General features: G+C 39.1%; 22 protein-coding genes. 6 read left to right on the top strand and 16 right to left on the bottom strand.

Going from position 1 to position 17664, the window contains the following annotated elements:
- The first annotated feature begins 21 nt into the window (after positions 1-21).
- Positions 22-408, top strand: a complete 387-nt coding sequence (locus JWQ54_RS16605) for a hypothetical protein (RefSeq protein WP_299586923.1) — start codon at positions 22-24, stop codon at positions 406-408.
- Positions 409-442: 34 nt separating this feature from the next.
- Here the strand turns inward: JWQ54_RS16605 and JWQ54_RS16600 are convergent, their stop codons facing one another.
- From JWQ54_RS16600 to JWQ54_RS16580, 5 genes are all read right to left on the bottom strand, one after another.
- On the bottom strand, positions 443-2143 hold the full coding sequence (locus JWQ54_RS16600; protein ID WP_299586921.1) for a tetratricopeptide repeat protein: 1701 nt from the start codon (positions 2141-2143) through the stop codon (positions 443-445).
- Between the two features lie 240 nt (positions 2144-2383).
- Positions 2384-2815 (bottom strand): cupin domain-containing protein, encoded by a 432-nt coding sequence (locus JWQ54_RS16595; protein ID WP_299586918.1) that lies wholly within the window; start codon positions 2813-2815, stop codon positions 2384-2386.
- Positions 2816-3063: 248 nt separating this feature from the next.
- Positions 3064-3435 carry a glyoxalase gene (locus tag JWQ54_RS16590; protein ID WP_299586916.1) on the bottom strand — a complete coding sequence of 124 codons (372 nt, stop codon included), beginning with the start codon at positions 3433-3435 and terminating at the stop codon, positions 3064-3066.
- 79 nt (positions 3436-3514) lie between these two features.
- On the bottom strand, positions 3515-4153 hold the full coding sequence (locus JWQ54_RS16585) for a Crp/Fnr family transcriptional regulator (protein WP_299586914.1): 639 nt from the start codon (positions 4151-4153) through the stop codon (positions 3515-3517).
- 126 nt (positions 4154-4279) lie between these two features.
- Positions 4280-5518, bottom strand: a complete 1239-nt coding sequence (locus tag JWQ54_RS16580; RefSeq protein ID WP_299586912.1) for an IS110 family transposase — start codon at positions 5516-5518, stop codon at positions 4280-4282.
- A 274-nt stretch (positions 5519-5792) separates the two neighbouring features.
- On the opposite strand from JWQ54_RS16580, the gene JWQ54_RS16575 reads away from it, so the two are divergent.
- Positions 5793-6833, top strand: coding sequence for an AI-2E family transporter (locus JWQ54_RS16575; protein ID WP_299586910.1), 1041 nt, complete (start codon positions 5793-5795; stop codon positions 6831-6833).
- A 14-nt stretch (positions 6834-6847) separates the two neighbouring features.
- Here the strand turns inward: JWQ54_RS16575 and JWQ54_RS16570 are convergent, their stop codons facing one another.
- The 4 genes from JWQ54_RS16570 to JWQ54_RS16555 all read right to left on the bottom strand — a co-directional run bounded on the left by JWQ54_RS16570 (position 6848) and on the right by JWQ54_RS16555 (position 9949).
- Positions 6848-7081 carry a hypothetical protein gene (locus JWQ54_RS16570; RefSeq protein ID WP_299586908.1) on the bottom strand — a complete coding sequence of 78 codons (234 nt, stop codon included), beginning with the start codon at positions 7079-7081 and terminating at the stop codon, positions 6848-6850.
- 338 nt (positions 7082-7419) lie between these two features.
- The gene (gene glgP, locus JWQ54_RS16565; RefSeq protein ID WP_299586905.1) at positions 7420-9075 is read right to left on the bottom strand and encodes an alpha-glucan family phosphorylase; all 1656 of its coding nucleotides are present in this window, start codon (positions 9073-9075) and stop codon (positions 7420-7422) included.
- A 234-nt stretch (positions 9076-9309) separates the two neighbouring features.
- Positions 9310-9654: a DUF86 domain-containing protein gene (locus tag JWQ54_RS16560; protein WP_299586902.1), complete on the bottom strand. Its 345-nt coding sequence runs from the start codon at positions 9652-9654 to the stop codon at positions 9310-9312.
- Positions 9635-9949, bottom strand: coding sequence for a nucleotidyltransferase family protein (locus tag JWQ54_RS16555; protein WP_299586900.1), 315 nt, complete (start codon positions 9947-9949; stop codon positions 9635-9637). The genes JWQ54_RS16560 and JWQ54_RS16555 overlap by 20 nt, the downstream gene beginning before the upstream one ends.
- 157 nt (positions 9950-10106) lie before the next feature.
- Here JWQ54_RS16555 and JWQ54_RS16550 point away from each other — a divergent pair, with 157 nt between their 5' ends.
- A complete protein-coding gene (locus tag JWQ54_RS16550; protein ID WP_299586897.1) occupies positions 10107-10904 on the top strand; it encodes a hypothetical protein in 798 nt (265 codons plus the stop codon).
- A 28-nt stretch (positions 10905-10932) separates the two neighbouring features.
- Here the strand turns inward: JWQ54_RS16550 and JWQ54_RS16545 are convergent, their stop codons facing one another.
- Together JWQ54_RS16545 and JWQ54_RS16540 are read right to left on the bottom strand one after the other, a co-directional pair.
- On the bottom strand, positions 10933-11715 hold the full coding sequence (locus JWQ54_RS16545; protein WP_299586895.1) for an FkbM family methyltransferase: 783 nt from the start codon (positions 11713-11715) through the stop codon (positions 10933-10935).
- A gap of 217 nt (positions 11716-11932) precedes the next feature.
- Positions 11933-12154 (bottom strand): hypothetical protein, encoded by a 222-nt coding sequence (locus JWQ54_RS16540; protein WP_299586892.1) that lies wholly within the window; start codon positions 12152-12154, stop codon positions 11933-11935.
- Positions 12155-12432: 278 nt separating this feature from the next.
- On the opposite strand from JWQ54_RS16540, the gene JWQ54_RS16535 reads away from it, so the two are divergent.
- Complete coding sequence (locus JWQ54_RS16535; protein WP_299586890.1) at positions 12433-12771, top strand: hypothetical protein; 339 nt, start codon at positions 12433-12435, stop codon at positions 12769-12771.
- A gap of 12 nt (positions 12772-12783) precedes the next feature.
- Here JWQ54_RS16535 and JWQ54_RS16530 read toward each other — a convergent pair whose 3' ends face one another.
- The 3 genes from JWQ54_RS16530 to JWQ54_RS16520 are packed head-to-tail and all read right to left on the bottom strand — an operon-like array spanning position 12784 to position 14656.
- Positions 12784-13530 carry an ABC transporter permease gene (locus tag JWQ54_RS16530; protein WP_299586887.1) on the bottom strand — a complete coding sequence of 249 codons (747 nt, stop codon included), beginning with the start codon at positions 13528-13530 and terminating at the stop codon, positions 12784-12786.
- Positions 13531-13583: 53 nt separating this feature from the next.
- Entirely contained in the window at positions 13584-14357 is a 774-nt protein-coding gene (locus JWQ54_RS16525; protein ID WP_299586885.1) for an ABC transporter ATP-binding protein, read from the bottom strand.
- Between the two features lie 20 nt (positions 14358-14377).
- Complete coding sequence (locus JWQ54_RS16520) at positions 14378-14656, bottom strand: DUF4342 domain-containing protein (RefSeq protein ID WP_299586882.1); 279 nt, start codon at positions 14654-14656, stop codon at positions 14378-14380.
- Between the two features lie 359 nt (positions 14657-15015).
- On the opposite strand from JWQ54_RS16520, the gene JWQ54_RS16515 reads away from it, so the two are divergent.
- Positions 15016-15459 carry a DUF1569 domain-containing protein gene (locus JWQ54_RS16515; protein WP_299586879.1) on the top strand — a complete coding sequence of 148 codons (444 nt, stop codon included), beginning with the start codon at positions 15016-15018 and terminating at the stop codon, positions 15457-15459.
- 126 nt (positions 15460-15585) lie between these two features.
- Here the strand turns inward: JWQ54_RS16515 and JWQ54_RS16510 are convergent, their stop codons facing one another.
- A complete protein-coding gene (locus tag JWQ54_RS16510; RefSeq protein WP_299586876.1) occupies positions 15586-16170 on the bottom strand; it encodes a hypothetical protein in 585 nt (194 codons plus the stop codon).
- 109 nt (positions 16171-16279) lie between these two features.
- Here JWQ54_RS16510 and JWQ54_RS16505 point away from each other — a divergent pair, with 109 nt between their 5' ends.
- A complete protein-coding gene (locus tag JWQ54_RS16505; RefSeq protein WP_299586873.1) occupies positions 16280-16615 on the top strand; it encodes a hypothetical protein in 336 nt (111 codons plus the stop codon).
- A gap of 61 nt (positions 16616-16676) precedes the next feature.
- On the opposite strand, the gene JWQ54_RS16500 is transcribed toward JWQ54_RS16505, so the two are convergent.
- Positions 16677-17615, bottom strand: a complete 939-nt coding sequence (locus JWQ54_RS16500; RefSeq protein WP_299586870.1) for a D-2-hydroxyacid dehydrogenase family protein — start codon at positions 17613-17615, stop codon at positions 16677-16679.
- Between the last annotated feature and the right edge of the window lie 49 nt (positions 17616-17664).

Raw genomic sequence — 17664 nt, 5'->3', positions numbered from 1 at the left:
CAAAATTCCATTATTAATAATTTGGAAAAAAGATTATCAGTTATTGATACAGCAAAGGAAATTTTTATAAGTGATACTGTAACAGTTCAGGATCCCGAAAATAATTTCAAAACTTTATTTAATTATCATATTAATGCATTTCACAAGGATTCGGATACTTCAATTAATTTAACTATCAGATGTACAAGTTTTCCCTTCACTATTGGTAATAGTACTGTTAAGGATAAACAGGAAGCTGCCAGGTATTGGTCGTCCGGTTCAACTGATCCAAGGTATATAACTATTGCAAAACTGAGTTTTGCTTGTAATGATCACATGCCACACCATTCAGCAACTACTTTAAAGGAAATGATGAAGCTGCAGGCAAAATATCATTGTAAAAAAATTAAGCCTTTAATCCTGGAATAATGATTAAAATTTTGCTATCCTGCTTTCACATAAATTATTGTTTTTGCTCTTTTAAAAACAATCTTGCCGCTTTAAGCTCAGGCCGGTTTGAGTCAATTGAATTTGAAATAGCCGCTACTTGCCGGTACAAGGAATTCGCTTTTTCAAAGCTGCGCAGTTTTTCGGCAGCTAATGCTGCTCCATAAAGACCGTTAAACCGGTTGGGGTGCCGTTTTAAATCTGCTTCATAGGCTTCCAAAGCTTTTTCGGGTTGGTTCATTTGCAGTAACAGATCCCCCAGTAATTCCCGTGCCGGAATTACTTCGCCCGGAGTAACAGGATGTTTTTCAGTTTTGTCTTCCATATCCGCAGCAACAATCATGGTTTTTAACGCTTCATCATTTTTTCCTTCCTTAAACAGGATCCAGGCTTTAGCTGTAGTGATTTGAATTTTTACCTGGTTGGCCTTATACAAATCCTTTTGCTGCATCAATGTATCATAAATTGTATCCAGGTTTTTTAACTCAAACCGTGCTGAATCAATTTTACCAATGTGAACAAAACCGAGAAGCCTGGTAAAATTGGTAATAGCCTTTTGCCATGGAAATTTTTCCCATGGAAAATCCGCCGGATGGGTTTTGAGACTGGCCGCACCGTTCCAGTTTTTGTTTTCAAGTGCATAGCGGGCCGGAATAGCGGCAAAAGCATAGGCATCTTTAAAGTCTACCGGGTAAACCTTGTCAATAGTATTAAGATAATCGCATTGCCTTTTTGCAAGCTTATTTTCTGCTTTTTGTAAATAGGAATAAACAAGATAGTCCATACTATGAAGTTCCTCGTCCCAATGGCCTTTAATACCGGCATTTTCAGCATAGCATTTTGCAGAAGACGTAGAAATAAGATTGGAATTAATGCATTCGTCCCAAAGCCCCAGCCTGGTAAAAATATGCGAAGGCATATGCTGGGCATGCGCCGAAGACGGGGCGATGGAAGCATATTTTCTTGCTGCAGGCAGGGCTAACACCGCAAGCTCGGGGTAATCATAAGTATGAATAATATAATGTACAATTCCCGGATGATTGGGTTCGCCGGGATATAAGGCGGTCAAAATAGCTCCGGCTTTTTTTTGATTACTGAAAGATCTGTCAGCCGGGTCTGCCGCTGCGTCAAGCGCTAAAGCATAAAATATTGCAGCTTCCTTATCGTTTGGATTTTCCCTGTATGTTTTTTCCATTGCTTTTTCAAAGCGGACGCTACGGGTATGATGGTCCGCTTTATCCCAATCCTTATAAAACAATGCCATGGCTTCAATATAGCCGGATTCCCTTTTTGATTTTTGACTGATGGACTGCGCAATTGCAATTGCTTTAGCTCCCTTTTTTAGTTCAGCTTCATTAGGTGGCGACCAAAGCGGATGATTATTGCACATTGCCACGCCCCAATAGGCCATAGCACAATTTGGTTCTTCATTAATAACTTTTGCAAAAACTTTTTCTGCTTCGTCATATTCAAATGAATGGAGCAGTGCTATGGCAAGATTAAAGTCCTTTTTCACCTTCTCCGGGCAGGACGTTTCAAATTCGACCAGGCCAAATTGCTTGTCCGGAGGTCCGCATAAAACAACATTCCCCCGTTTAAGATTAATCGCATTAATTGCGTCGTTTGAGGGAGGCTTGTTTTTTTCAGTGCATGAGGAGAGTACAAATAAGGCTAAACAGAAAAACACCCGGTGTACTGCTTGTAATGATTTTTTCATACTTACCTGATTATAATTCGAGGAGCCCAAAGCCAACTAGTGTAAGTCAACAGTCTTTAGTCGCAAGTCTTAAGTCAAATTTTGTCTTTTTCTGACTTAGAACATAAGACTTTCGACTCAAGACTAAGCGTCAATTCATGATTGACACGACACTAACTATCCAAATTAGGTGTTTTATTTAGGTTGTCCAAAAGGTTTAGCATATTATTATATATTCAGCACCATACTGCTAAAACCTGGTTAATCCATTACAGGTACTAATCCATGTTTTTGCAGCACTGCTTTAACTTTAACCATATCCGGCGGACCGCCCGCATTAATTATTACCGCCAACTCTTTAAAGTATGCAGGGCCTAAAATACCGGGGTTAACAATAGCTAAAAATTTAACCCTGCTATTTGTTTTATTTTCAAAACCGTGAACTATACCACGGGGAATGAAGCAGCTATCACCCATGCCAATCTCTAACTCTTTGCCATCAATTTTGAAAGTAACGGTTCCTTCCAGTCCGTAAATGCTTTCATCAAAATCTTTATGATAATGCGGGACGGGTACCTTTGCGGCTGCATTTACAGTAACTTCAAACATTGTTAACTGTCCGTTGGTGTCATCTTCATCGAGGCAAAATTTCACCTCCAAACCGCTAATCGCGATAATTTCTTTAGTTGCCATTTTATAGTTTTATTGTTGTAAGGAAAGTTTATTTATATACAATAGTAATCTTTTGTTATCAGAATAATATTAACAAATCCTACCAAAATCCCCTAATTTTTTGACCAAATCCCCCAATAAATAAAGAATCCAAAACGCTAACTTTGCAGCTTCAAAACACACATCCGTGTGTATTGTAATAAGGTTTCCTCTAAAAAAATACCAGACAAATAGATGCATGACTGGAACAGTTTAGATACCTTTTGAGCTTATTTTGATTGAAAGAATTCGCCAAAGTGCCAAAGGATACCAGAGGGATCGACCAAGAGACATTCTCTGCCCCAGTGATCTACACGTACTGGAGTAAGTATTACATCTTTATATTTAGTTTTCAGGTTTAAGGCTAACAATTCGTCCCAAAAACGGGCAACATCCTCAACTTCTAAAAATAGCATTGTATTGTCTATCCAATCCTTTACAAAATAATCTTGTAGGTAAAAGCCCAATAGTTCCGTTTTAAATAAGGACATGGTAGGTGTCAAAATGCTTTCCTGAAAACCCAGATCCCGGTAAAAACTCCTTGAGAGTTCAAAATCTTTTGCTCCGATAAATGGCCGTATTGATATAGCTTTGTGTTCCATACGTTAATTGATTTGGATTTTTAGTTTAAATAAAAAAATAAAAATAGGAAATGGTGTGCCTTAATGCACTTGATTCAAATCAAGAATTGAATTTGTTTTTTGCAAATTTCTCTCGAACTCTGCTTAAAGTTTCGGGGGTAATCTTTAAAAAGGACGCAATGATCTTTAAGGGGAATTTCTGTAGCAATTGAGGCTTGTTTTCAAAAATGAATTGATATTTCTGTAAGGGCGTGAGTGAATTATCAAAAAAATAAACTCTTGAAGTAGAATGTTCCAATATCTTATTCAACTGAAAAAACGCCGGAGATTGGCCTATTAGATAATGTATAGAGTCAATACTAATTTCTAATATTTCACTTTCTGTAAATGCACCTATAAAGCAATTTGATGGCGTTTGAGAAACAAAACTTTTGTGATTTAAAAGCCATTCATTTTCTAAGTGCAGGTCAATTATATGGTATTCTATTGCAGATTTTAAACTATACTGATATATAGCCCCTTTTAAAATGAAGAAAACGGATTTAGCTACTTCCCCGATAGTCAACAATACTTCATCTTTATGAACTTGCCGAAACTTTACTTCTTTTTCAAAAAGCATAATATCCTTTTCACTATAGTTTCCTGTTGTGTTTAAGACATCTGAAAACATATATAAATTTATAGTGCGTATAGAATCTTTGACCACATTCTCTCGCTGATCTTTGATTGTACTATCCATGCGTCCAAATATAAAAAAATAAGTTTCCTCTGCGTTCTCATGGAACAAGCCTGGGTGCTATCTACAGATTTGGCAGCTTAGGTTTCAGATTCTTTACTCTATTACCTTTTCCGTCCTTTTAGTGTTTTAATCAATATTGTTTTGAGGCAACGATAGTTTTGCGTTATGATATAATGCCGCTTTAGCCTGCAAGTCAACGAAGTGAGCGATGCCCTTTTCTTTGTAAATAGTTAGCGTCTCTAATGTGTTATATACTACTTTGAGCAATCTTCTTGCAATAGCTACAATTGCTTTTTGCGCCTTCATGCGTTTGCGTAACTTATCGAATAAAGCATGCCAATAGGAATCTTTCATGCGAACCGCAGCCCATGCCGCGCCAACAATGGCAACTCTTAAATAACTGTTGCCTTTTTTAATTGCAGTGTTTTTTCGTTTACCTGCACTTTCGTTGTTGCCCGGTGCAATACCGCACCACGCAGTGAAATGATCCGCTGTCGGAAATCGGTTCATATCTTTTCCGGCTTCGCTTATAATGATCTCCGCTGATTTGACACCTATGCCACTTATACTATCAAGACATTCAAAGGCTTGCGCATAATGCTCACTGATGATTTCAGTAATTGATTTGTCTAAAAAATCGACTTGCTTTTGAACATGGTCATAATCTTCCAGTAGCATTTGCAATTGTGTATGATGATACGTTTGGAGTGTGCCATTCAAAGCTTTGATCAACTGCTCTTTCTTTTTAATTACTTTGCCTCGGGCACAGCTAAGCAATTGTTCCTGATCGGTAACGCCTTTAGCCAGCAATCTTATCATATCCATTGCCGATAAAGTATGGATCGAACTGATGACAGAGCGCAATTTGATATTATTGCTTTCCAATATCTTAAGCAAACGGTTCCGTATCCGGTTGAGTTGCCAGGTGTAAAATAAACGATTCCGGCAGTAATCCCGGATTATTCGTTGTGTATTGTCAGGCATAAAACTTGGCCGCACTAATCCGTGTAATAGCAAAGTGCAAAGCCATTTAGCATCCTTCCGGTCAGTTTTCCGCTTGGGCATCTGCTTGATATGAACTGGATTTGCCACAATAACTTCGATACCCGTTTCGGTAAGTATGGCATATAAACTCATCCAATAAATGCCCGTGCTTTCCATCAGGCAATGGTGGATATCACTCTCTTGTAACCAATCCCTGATCTGTTTGAGTTCACAGGTGTAAGTACCAAACTCTCTAAACTCTTGATTGCTGCCGTCTTTTCCAGAGATAAAGCCAACGATCTTGTCTTTGTGCATGTCCAAACCACAGGCTTTATCTAATTGAGGCATAATGTTCACATCTTCAATTACTTGTTGTTTCATAAATATCCTCCGTTGATTATTCATGTTATACATTTTTATGAGCCCGGGTGTTTTTTAAATCATAATACTTAGGTTAAAACCTCCGAGCAGCAAGTGTAAGGGGGTTTTTATTTTTGGTAAAATAGCTAAACCCATCTTCACAGGCCTGCTATTTGGCGACATTTACCTTTTAAGCGGCATTTTAAGCATCCTTTAAACATTTCCTTTGCGCTGGCGTTAAGTGTGCAGTTAAATCTGTAAGTTTAAATAATAATACAGGTTGTCAGATCACAACATGCCCGACAAAAAACCATTACCTCCAAAAACAGCAAAAGAGCTAACCTACACCGAAAAGGTTTGGCATACGGTAGGCATAGTTGCTATAGTGGCAATACTAATACTGATTGCCCGGGTTGCTTTTGGCATATTGCTGATGGCATTGGCAGGCTGCCTTATTTCGGTTTATTTTCACGGCCTCGGCGATGTTATCCAGCGTAAAACCAAATGGAGCCACCGCATCAGCATGGTAGTTTCTATTACAGGCTCATTTATTATTTTAGGGTTTTTACTTTGGTTTATGGGCAGCAAGATCCAAAACCAGATTTCGGATCTGAGTGATACCCTGCCGCGCACTATCAGCAATGCCAAATTAAAGCTGGCCGAAACGCCTTTGGGCCGCAAGGTGCTCGAAGCCATATCAGGCGGTGGCTCCGATAAACTTTTTACAACCGCCAGCCAGTTTTTCAGCACCAGCTTTGGCGTTTTAGGCAATATGTATATCATCCTGTTTTTAGGAATTTTTTTTACAGCAAATCCTTCACTTTATAAAGATGGGTTGATACTGCTTATTCCGCCGGATCAAAAGGACCTAACCAGGAATATAATAGATCGTACCAGCTTTACACTCAAAGGATGGTTAAAAGGGACAATGATCTCAATGGTTTTGCTCGTAATTTTGATACCAATTGGTTTAAGTATAATGGGGATCCCGCTTGCGTTAGTGCTGGGGCTGTTGGCGGGACTATTGGTAATTGTCCCAAACTTTGGCTCATTTATCGCCATGATCCCCGGTGTGTTGCTTGCCCTTACCATAGGTACAGACACCGCTATTATAGTGGCTTTTATTTATATTGGTGTACAAACTTTAGTACAAAATATTATAGCACCTATTGTACAAAAAAGGATCATCAATCTGCCGCCGGCTTTAACCATTATCGGGCAGCTGGTTATGGGTGTGCTGGGTGGCGCAATGGGTATAGTAATGGCGGTGCCTGCCCTGGCAATTGTAATGATTTTGGTTGATGAGATCTATGTAAAAAAAATCAATCTCAAATAAAAGAATTACTGCAATTACATCCTCATTCTTAATGAGACCGACCGGCCAAGCGCCTGTACCAATTCAGGGTCCAATGATTTTAGCTCATCTTTTTGCACCCAAACCCTTTTATCATTCTTTATCAATTCAACCTTTTCTCCGTTTACAAGTAGTTGTAATTCAGTAGTATACTGATTTATTATCTTACTGTCAATAATCTGATAAATGTAATCCGTGTCATTAAAAGTTATTCGTAGTGGCAATCCCATATCCTAATCCTCGGTTGTAAAGATAGCTTTTAATGACAATTAAACTACAGTTGGGTTGCGTTTAATGATTTGAGCAATGCCAGATCTGCTTAAAACAAATCCTTTCAATTAAAATTTACTAAGTACCAATTAATTAAAAAGGGATAATTCCAATCTTCGTTATATTACTGTTTGTTGGATTTTAAGGATAATCAGAGGTAAGTGACTTACAGGATAACAATTGTTTGCTCGTTATCCTGTAAGAGAGCGCAAGTGTTAAGTCAAATTTTGTCTTTTTCTGACTTAGAACTCGAGACTTTCGACTCAAGACTAAGCGTCAATTCATAATTAACACCACACTAGCTTTTGTACATCTTTTCATAATATTCATCAGCCATTCTGCCCGCTTCAAATGCGGGTACAATATCTGCAGCAGCTTGTTTAAGCATGGTTAACCATTGCCCCTGCTTATTGTAATAGGCAAGCACAACTAAGTTTTCCAATGTATCCATCAGATTGCGGGCTTCCTGCGCATCTTTTTCTTCAGTTGACAGCTGGTTATCTGCAGGTTGAATTACATAGCAATTTTTCTTATCCTCAGCAAATTCAGGAACCCAGCCATCGGGCAACGAAACGTTGATGGCTCCGTTCATGGCAGCTGTCATTCCGCTGGTTCCGGATGCTTCACGATACATCCTGGGGGTATTGAGCCATACATCAGCCCCCTTTTTTAACAATGCCGACAGTGCAAGCTCATAGCCGGTAAGCACCGCACAATTAGCAAAAGGCTTTACCTTGCTCATTATCTGGTTAAACAGGTCTATCGCGCCATAATCTTCGGGGTAAGGCTTACCTGCCCATATAATTTGTACCGGGCGCTCAGTATTATTTACAAGGTTTAAAAAACGCTCCCAATCATACATCACTATATCGGCACGTTTATAGGCGGCAAAGCGCCTTGCCCAAACAATGGTAAGGGTATCTTCATTAAATAATTTTCCACATTGGTCGGCCACTGTCTTAAACAACTGCCTTTTCATTTCTTTTTTTCTTTGGATGATGCCGTCATTATTATTTTTACCGACGGCGTCATCAAGCTGCACGTCTTTCCAGTAAGTTTTGTTTTGCGCATTAGTGATAGAAATTATTTCACAGGTCCCCGGGTTGCTGCCCCACATTTGCCGGGCTACCTCACCATGAAGTTTGGACACGCCATTTGCTTTACGTGCAAATTTTAGCGCCGCAAGCGTATAGTTAAACTTGTCGCCCTCCATACCTAATACAAATTTTACCTCATGTTCCTGCATGTGGTAAAAAAACGACATATCTTTCAGCAAGCTATAATCGTGGTCTTCATTACCGGCCATTTCGGGGGTATGGGTTGTAAACACAACTCTTTTCTTCACCTCATCAAGGTTATTATTGTGTTTGGCATACAGGTAAAAATTAAGGGGTAGCGAATGACCTTCGTTCATGTGATAAACAGCGGGCTCTATTTGTAAAATATCAAGCAGCATGGCCCCGCCTATGCCCAAAACAATGCTTTGTGCTATGCGGGTGGCTTCGTTAGGATCATACAGCTGCCGGGTAATGGCGCGCGACTGATCGTCATTTTCAGGGATGTCCGTGCTCAATAAAAATAATGGCGCCGAGCCAAAAGTTTCGGGCTTAAGCAGGTATGCCTTTACATGGACTGGTGCGTCATGCACCGGAACGGTAAAAACAATCCCTGTATCCTGCAAAAAGGAATATTGCTTTTCAATAAATTCGGGTTTCATCAGGGCATTGCCATCGCGGCCCTGATCATAATAGCCATACTTCCACAGCATGCCTATGCCCAGCAGGTTTTGTTTTAGCTCATAAGCGCTGCGTAAATGTGAGCCTGCCAAAAAACCCAGGCCGCCGCTATATATTTTAAGGGCCTGGTCAACTGCAAACTCCATTGAAAAATAGGCTACAGCAATATTGTATTTATCATTTGGCATATAGCCAAAAATGTCATTCTTTGTAATCATATTGGAAGGTTAACCGCAATATACTCACTTAGTTTGGCATAAATCAAAAATGACAATTGAGGGATGTTTGGGTGGACTTATTATGATTGATCCTTGCAATTATAGTTTTACATTATCCATCTATTATAACACCGGGTTTCAAAAAGAAACCGTTTCGCTATAATTTGTAATTGTATTAAAGTTTTTTAAAATGAGGATAAAGGATAGCCCGGTGTATTAATGAATTATATCGGATTAGGATTTTTCCTTTTCAATAATAATTTCAATCCAATCCTTTAATTGTGGTATATTGGTTTGAACGGTATCCCAAACTATATCATTATCTACACCAAAGTAGTGATGTATGATCCTATTGCGAATGTCATTCATTTCCCTCCAGGGCACTAATGGGTATTTTTCTTTAATGTCGGGATGCACTTTAGAACTTGCTTCACCAATAATCTCCAGACTCCTGCAAACTGCTCTTATTAGCCGCTCGTCTTTTAAAAAATCTTCAAAATTATTTTCATGCGATTCCTTTATAAGATAAAGACATTCATCCAAAATATGCTGTAAAAATTCAATCTGCGATAGGTGCATATACTACCATTTTCAAAATGTGCGGGCCTATGTGCGGACTAAGGGATTGCGTAGTTACCAGTTCAACCTTACAACCGAAAATGTCTTCCAAAAAGTAGTTTAGTGAGAGAAAATTATTAAGCGTTTTTTTTTCTTTCGTGAGATCTACCAGCAAATCGATATCGCTGTTTTCAGTTGCTTCATTACGGAGGTGAGAACCAAATAAACCTATTTTATTTACACCATAAGAAGCCAGTTGCTGCTTATGGGCAACAAGCGTTTGCAAAATGATATCTTTGGGCGTATTTGATTTCATCTTGTCAAAAATAATAAATAAATCACTATAAATCAGAACAAGCCCGCTTTTCTTGTACCGCTCACCCCTTGTACAAACTTGTTTCAACATGTACAAGCTATGAATTGCTTTCTGTTATCCTGTCCACGAAATTAGAGCGATATAAACAAACTAAGCAATGGAAATACTTATAAAAGCAGGACGAATATTTTATGGCATTATGATAGCATGCCTTGGAGCTCAGCAACTATTTTATGCTGATTTCAGGCCGGTAATATTCCCGCCATGGTCCGCCGCTATACCGGGATCTGCCTTTTTAGCTTATTTGGTCAGTGGTGTGCTTATTGCAGCGGGCATAGCTATCATCTTTGAGAAAAAGGCAAAAGAAGTGTCACTTTATTTGGGCGGAGTATTTTTGTTATTGCTTTTTTTAGGCCAGGTGCCTTATGAATTAATTATAGACCCTTACAGCAAGCATTTAGGTGTATGGACAAATCCGTTAAAAGAGCTGGTACTGGCAGGCGGCGCCTTTGCTGTTGCAGGTTCATTCTCTACCAGCGAGGCGCCCGGCGAAAAAAAGCCGTTACTGATAAAACTATTAGAAAATTTTATTCCTCTTGGCGGCATCTTCTTATCAATAACCATGATCCTTTTTGGGATCGATCATTTCCTGTATGTTGACTTTGTGTCCAAATTGGTGCCGGTATGGGTCCCCGGCCAGCTTTTCTGGACGTATTTTGCAGGTGTGGCACTTATTGGCTCCGGTGTAGCGATTATTCTGAAGGTGAAATTGAAATTAGTTGCAATCTTACTGGGAGTAATGATCTTTCTTTGGCTTATAGTTTTGCATATTCCAAGAGCGATAGCTGATCCATACGGCGATAAAGGCAACGAATTAACCAGTGTGTTTGAAGCTTTGGGATTTAGCGGGATTGCTTTTATTGTGGCATTTGGGTATACACAACAGCCAAAATAATTGTAAGCCACTTTCAACTGTGGCTTTTTTATTGAATATCCTTAAAATCAACAGAACTTCTTATGGCAGATGATTCTTTAACGAAGATCATATCAGTCTGATAAAGCACCTCGTTTTTCGTTCTTCTTTCGTCGCAGATATCAAATAAGACGAAACCTATGTGCTTGAGGAAAATAATTACATCTGTAAATTGCGGTGCTTTATAATTATAGTTTAACATGCTTATTTCCAATAAAATAAACTCAGTTCTTTTTAATAGCTCGGTAGCGCCCTTTAAAACATCAATTTCAGCCCCCTGTACGTCCAGTTTTAGAAAACAGTTGTTAGGCATCTTGTATTTTTTTTCAATTATAGCGTCAATGGTTTCCATTTTCAACGACACTTTTTCCCGATAATGATCGGAATTTTCCTGATAAATACTTGACCCGCTTCCCATTTCATAGAATTCTACTCCATTTTTTTCAACATCGCCTACCAATGAAAGCTCCAAGCTGACGTTATCAAATTTGTGGCTTACCGCCTCCAAATATTTTTTTTGAGCTGTTTGTGGCTCAATCATTATAAACTTCGCTTCGGGGAATATAATTCTAACGTTCTCAGTCCATTGGCCAAATAAAGCTCCAGCATCAATTATTAGGTCAGGATTAAACCCGAGTTTTTTCAGGTTCGAAATATGATGATACATATCGTAAAAAGGAAGTGAATTCAAATTACTCAAGCCGAAAACAATTCCCGATGCCCGGTATGCTTTATTCTTCAACTTTGCCGGTAAAATATTTACAATTTTTTTAAGTAGTTTTCTTGTAGCCATAAAATGAGGTGTTATTCTCTACCCCATAACGGTAAAGATATGAAAATAAATAGCTAACGGTTAGCCGCTAAAGAACGTCAAAGCCTTATCGGGGAGATAAAACGCATAGCCGCAAAAAATAAAAATTCAAACTGAGAAACTACCGAAAAATTCAAGCTGAGACACTACCCAAATTCCATTCCAAAAGTTATTGAATGAAGAAATAGCAGGCATTGATTTATTTAGCCTTATCTTCAGAATGGCTTACATAGTAAAATACAATACCTACAAAGGTAAATATGATGCCTATAAACAAAGGCCATTCAGAAACCTGGCTTCCGCTACGGCTAATGGTCATTGAATCAGAATCAGCCGGGTTAACTACCGATCTGAAATAAATAATTAAGCCAATTGTTACTATTATCCCAACTACAATAAGAAGTACGCTAACTTTTTTCATAATACTGTTTGCTAAACAAAACGGTTGATTAGCGGCCGTAAAGGTAAAATTATTTTGAATTTTTTAGTTCGCCAAAGATAAATTAATTTGAAGATAAGGATGATTTGAAGATGTGTTGATTTGATGATTTGAAATTAGTCCATCGTCAAATTAAATAAACCTTCACATCATCAAATCAAGATAACATCTTCAAATTGCCACATCATCAAATTTTCAAGTCAAAATTCATGAAACTATTAAAAAGGCGGTGCGTATAAGTAACCGTAATTAATTTAACGATGGCTATGTATACGCATCCCGAAATTGAAGAGATTTTAAATAGTACCGGTCCTGAATTTTTTACCCCGGATGCTGTGATGCTGCAAAATGCCGAAAAACTGTTAAATTATATCGACGATATAAACCTGGAACGCACCGGTAAGTTTGAAACCACACCAGCCGAAAGCCTCTATCTTTTATGGAATGCCGAAAACCTTGAATTTCATTTCGAATGCTTAAAAAACGGCAGGATCCTTTATACATTCCGCAAGAGTGGATATGGCAAAGCCAACGGAAGCAGCGCCATAGATGAATTTATACCGATGCTTGAAAACTACCTGTTAATTAGCATTGACTAATCTTTCCCATTTCTATTTCGTATTCCACTTAAACCATTTAATGCCAAGTACGGCACATACTGCAGTATATCCAATTGTTACCAGTAATGCCATTGAAGCTTCATTGTTCCATTTTTCAGGCTCCATACCTGATGCCATGATGGTTTTAACCGTTCCGTATGGCGACCATTGCACAATATTATGAAGCTGTAAATTTGTACTGAACTGGCCAAACATTCCCACCATAATAAATACAAAATAAACCAGGCGAACGGTTGAATTTACCGTTTCGGGGTTTTGAATGCGTCCAACTATCATTTGCCCTATACTTAGGTATAATGCCCCGCCAATTATAGCAGTTAAATAAGTAACCACATATCCTGCCGGCGTAAGGGTCACCTGGTCGTATGAACTTCCTGCAATAAAAACAGCAGTAGTTACCATTAATATCATTGCCATTTGAACCAATAAACGGCTTGTCATTATTGACCATGATGAAATCGGAGCTACGCGTAAACGCTGGAAAACTCCTTTGTCACGGTCGCGGGCAATTGAGGTAGAATAGCCCATTAATCCGATAGCAACAAGGCCAATAGTAATACTGTTTGAAAGTACAAACGGGCCTCCAAGCTGTGCTACAAAAGGTTTCCATGTAGTAAGTATAATTACGGGAACTATCAACGTTAATATTACTGCACGCCTGTTACGCCACTGGGTGGTAAAATCTGCACGCAAAAGTGTTTTAAGAACTGTGGATATTTTAGGTATCGAAGTTTCCATGAAATTTAATTACTGAATTAATGATTGAGTGAATTAGTGATTTTGGAAGTCATTTATAAACGTATTGCTTTGCCGGTAAGCGCTATAAATACGTCTTCAAGGGTTATCCGCCCCCTGCGCGAAACTGCAATAACTTCCGGGTCACCCTTGTGCTCGTCTATCATGCCTTGCGGCGTATCAATGGCAATCACCTTGCCATGATCAATAATAGCGATCCGGTCGCAAACAGATTCTGCTTCTTCCATGGAGTGGGTGGTAAGCAAAACTGCATGCCCGCGTTCGCGGATGGCTTCAATGCGCTCCCAAAGCTGCCTGCGCGACTGCGGGTCCAGTCCTGTGGTAGGCTCATCAAGCAATACCAGCTTAGGGTTATGTATAGTTGCAATAACTAATGATACCCTTTGCTGCTGACCACCCGAAAGCTCTCCGAACTTTTTCATCGCAGAGTCTTCCAGGTTGATATCTCTTAAGGTAGCCATCAGATCGTTTTTACTTGCGGGTACCCCATAAATGCCGGCGTATAGCTGCAGCACTTCAATTACAAACAGCTCGGTTTGAAAGCTTGTTGATTGCAGTTGTACCCCTAATGATGCGCGTGCATGCAACGGTTTTGAAACGGCATCATTACCATCAACTATAATAGTTCCCGATTGTGGCTTTAAAAGACCCTCAACGGCACTTAACGTACTGGTTTTACCCGCGCCGTTTGGCCCCAACAGGCCAAAAATTTCACCTTTCCTAACACTAAAAGACACGTTTTGCACTGCGTGGAATTTGCCATAGCTAACACTAAGGTCATCCACGGTTAAAATATTACCTTCGTTCATTTATTAAATCAGGATCTGAACTAGGAAACTTTTATCTCGGTTTTGGTATCGTCATCATCCTTCACTTCTTTCTCTACAGTTATTGTGCACTCTGTAACTAAAGCAGCCAATGTACCAATTGCTGCAAATATGGGTGCAAGCAACACACCGAAAAGGCCAACAGCTAATGGGAAATGCATCAGTTCTTTACCGGATTTATCGGTAATAGTGATCTTCGTTACATTGCCTTCGTTTATAAGCGATTTTATTTTATCCAACAGGGCTTCCCCGTTTATGGAAAATGATTCTTTGGTAGTCATAATTCAGTTATGTTAAATGTATGTTTTAATTTTTACATACTTTGGAGACAGTTATCACGGTGAATGTTACAGGAAAATTAAAATAAATTTCTGACTAATCCCCATTTTTATATTAAAAAAAGCATACATGGCTTATGTGATAATTTGGATTTCAGACATTCAGAATTTTTAAGAACTTAGTATTATAAAAAACTGCTTTGCAAGCCTGGAAAGTAAGCGAAGTTAAAAGCCCTGGAAGCTGATGAACCACCTAAAAAGGAGTTCTAAGGTACGGAAGCCTTATTTAAGATGATTCGGGCAACTGGTTTTCTCTTGCAGAACTTGTTTAAAGAAAAATGTATTTTAAAAACTACCAGGAAATGAAAACAACGTTTGACAAAGCCACAAGAGATGAATTGATTAACAGGATCAATACGCTTAACGAAAACAGCATGGCACAATGGGGTAAAATGAATATTTACCAGATGTTGAAACATTGTACACTATGGGAAGAAATGGCATTGGGGAAGAAAAAGTATAAACAGGCGTTCATCGGCCGTTTATTTGGAAAAATGGCTTTGAGAAGTGTTATAAAGGATGAAAACCCCCTGAGCCGGAATACACCCACAATTCCTGAATTTGTTGTCCGGGAAAATGGTGATGTTACATCCCAAAAAAGCAAATGGATTGCCCTGCTCGAGGAGCATGAGCACTTCCCTGACTTTGATTTTGTACATCCTTTTTTCGGAAAAATGACAAAAGAACAAATTGGATACATGGCGTATAAGCATACCGACCATCACCTACGGCAATTTAATAGTTAGGTTACCAGGTGATAGTATCTATATACGCTAAACTATTTTTCTAAACTTGCTCTTTTAGGAGCAAAATATTGGTAGAAACAATTTAAAAACACGTCCGGCATTTATTATTTCCAAAGGCTGTAGAACCTATAGTACCTTAAATCCATCCACAATGCCGCCCATCGCTTCCCAAACTTCATGTTTAAAATCCTGGGGCGAAATCTCAAATAGTATTGCTGTATGATTACCAGCAGCATATTTACGGATATGGATTTTTGCGTTTAAGGTAAACGGGAGCTTGTTTAAAAAGTTAAGCGTGCTAATTTCACCTTCATAGGTTTCAAGGTCATCCTTAGCTTTGTCGATTTTTTTTAATTGGATCTGTGAAAAGTTTTTAACAGCAGGAGGATTTGTTTTTTGATTGCTTAAATAAAGCCCGTTGTAGTATTGGGTTAAACAGTTTTTTAATGTATCCTGGTTAATAATGGGGGCGCCTTCAATAAACCATAAAAAGGTGTACGACCAATATTGTGCACTTTTATTATCGCCCCAGCCCGGTGTAAAACGGATCTCTTCTATTCCTTTATAAGGTATTGATGGTGCAAATTCAATAGGGAAGGCTATTTTTTCGACACCCCACTTTGCCGGGAGAGGTAAAGTATAGGCTGCTTGCTGGCAGATACCCTTGCTGGCAAAAAATAAAAAACACAGTGCAACAAGCGTTTGTTTCATAATTATATGAAATTACAATTATTAGTTAATTGCTGATAATATGTTGCAGTTAAATTATGTTAAATTGTATTTATCTTATACGTAGGTCATAAAACAAAGGCTTCAGCACATGATAGCAAGAATGTGGCATGGCAGGGTGCCTAAAGAAAAAGCAGAACAGTATCACCTGTTTTTAATAAAAACCGGCTTAAACGACTATGCACAAACGCCCGGCAACCGTGGCGTGTTCCTTTTAAAGCGCGATGATAATGAGATAACGCATATTCATACCCTTACCTTTTGGGACGATTACGAGTCGATAAAACAATTTGCCGGTGAGGATTATAAAAAAGCCCGTTATTACCCCGAAGACAAAGAGTATTTATTGGAGTTTGAGCCCGAAGTAATACATTTTGATGTGCTTGAAAAACCGGGTTACTTGGATGTCAATAATATTGCTCATTAAGCATTCATTCAGTTCGAGATGATCGGGACATCTGCAAAACTTAAAAACGCCGGATCCGTGATCAACCATTAAGCCAAGCTAATAATTCTGCTACCATATCCTCATAAAACAGCTTATAAGTTTTTTCGGTAACATAACCTATATGGGGTGTTGCCAGTATATTGTCAAGCTTGCGGAAGGGATGATCGGTTGGCAAAGGCTCAATATCATACACATCAATAGCTGCGCCAGCTATTTTTTTTTGCTGTAGCGTATTTATCAACGCCTGCTCATCAACCAAGGGGCCTCTTGATGTATTGATAAAATAGGCTGTGGGTTTCATTAGGTCAAGATCAGCCTGCCCAATAATACCTCTCGACCGGTGACTCAATACTAAGTGGATGGTCACAAAGTCGGCTTCTTTTAGCAATGTTTCTTTGCTCACCAGCTTTGCACCCGCCGCTGCGGCCTTTTCTTCGGTAAGGTTTTCGCTCCACGCTATAACATTCATGTCAAACACGTTGGCATAAGCTGCTATTTTTGTGCCGATATTTCCCAGCCCGATTATTCCAATAGTTTTCCCTGCCAGGTCTGTCGAAATGGTGGTTTGCCACTGACCATTGCGCAGGTTTGCATTTTCAACGGTTATGTTACGGGCAATAGCCATTAGTGCGGCCCATGTTAGCTCAGGTGCGCCGCCGCCAAAGTAGCCCGTAGTTTTTAGGGTGATACCTAACTCTTCAACAGCTTTTTCATCAATGGATGCATTGCGCCTGCCAGTGGAGATTATTAACTTAAGATTGGGAAGCTGCGAAAGGATCTGCCTGGTTAATGGCGTACGCTCGCGCATTACACAAACAATCTCAAAAGGCAGTAGCCTGTTTATAATTTCGGTTTCATCAACAAGGTGGTCGTTAAACACGGTTACATCGGCACGTTGCTGCACAGCTTTCCAATCGGCCATGGTTAATGCCACACCCTGGTAATCATCCAGCACTGCAATTTTTATTCTTTCGCTCATAAGGTTAATTGGTAAAATACGGGCAAACCGTGGTCAAACTTACGAAGTT

It is taken from the genome of Mucilaginibacter sp. (assembly GCF_028288225.1).
Taxonomy (GTDB): domain Bacteria; phylum Bacteroidota; class Bacteroidia; order Sphingobacteriales; family Sphingobacteriaceae; genus Mucilaginibacter.
Note: the sequence above shows the minus strand (reverse complement) of the source record. Positions and strands in the feature narration are given on the sequence as shown.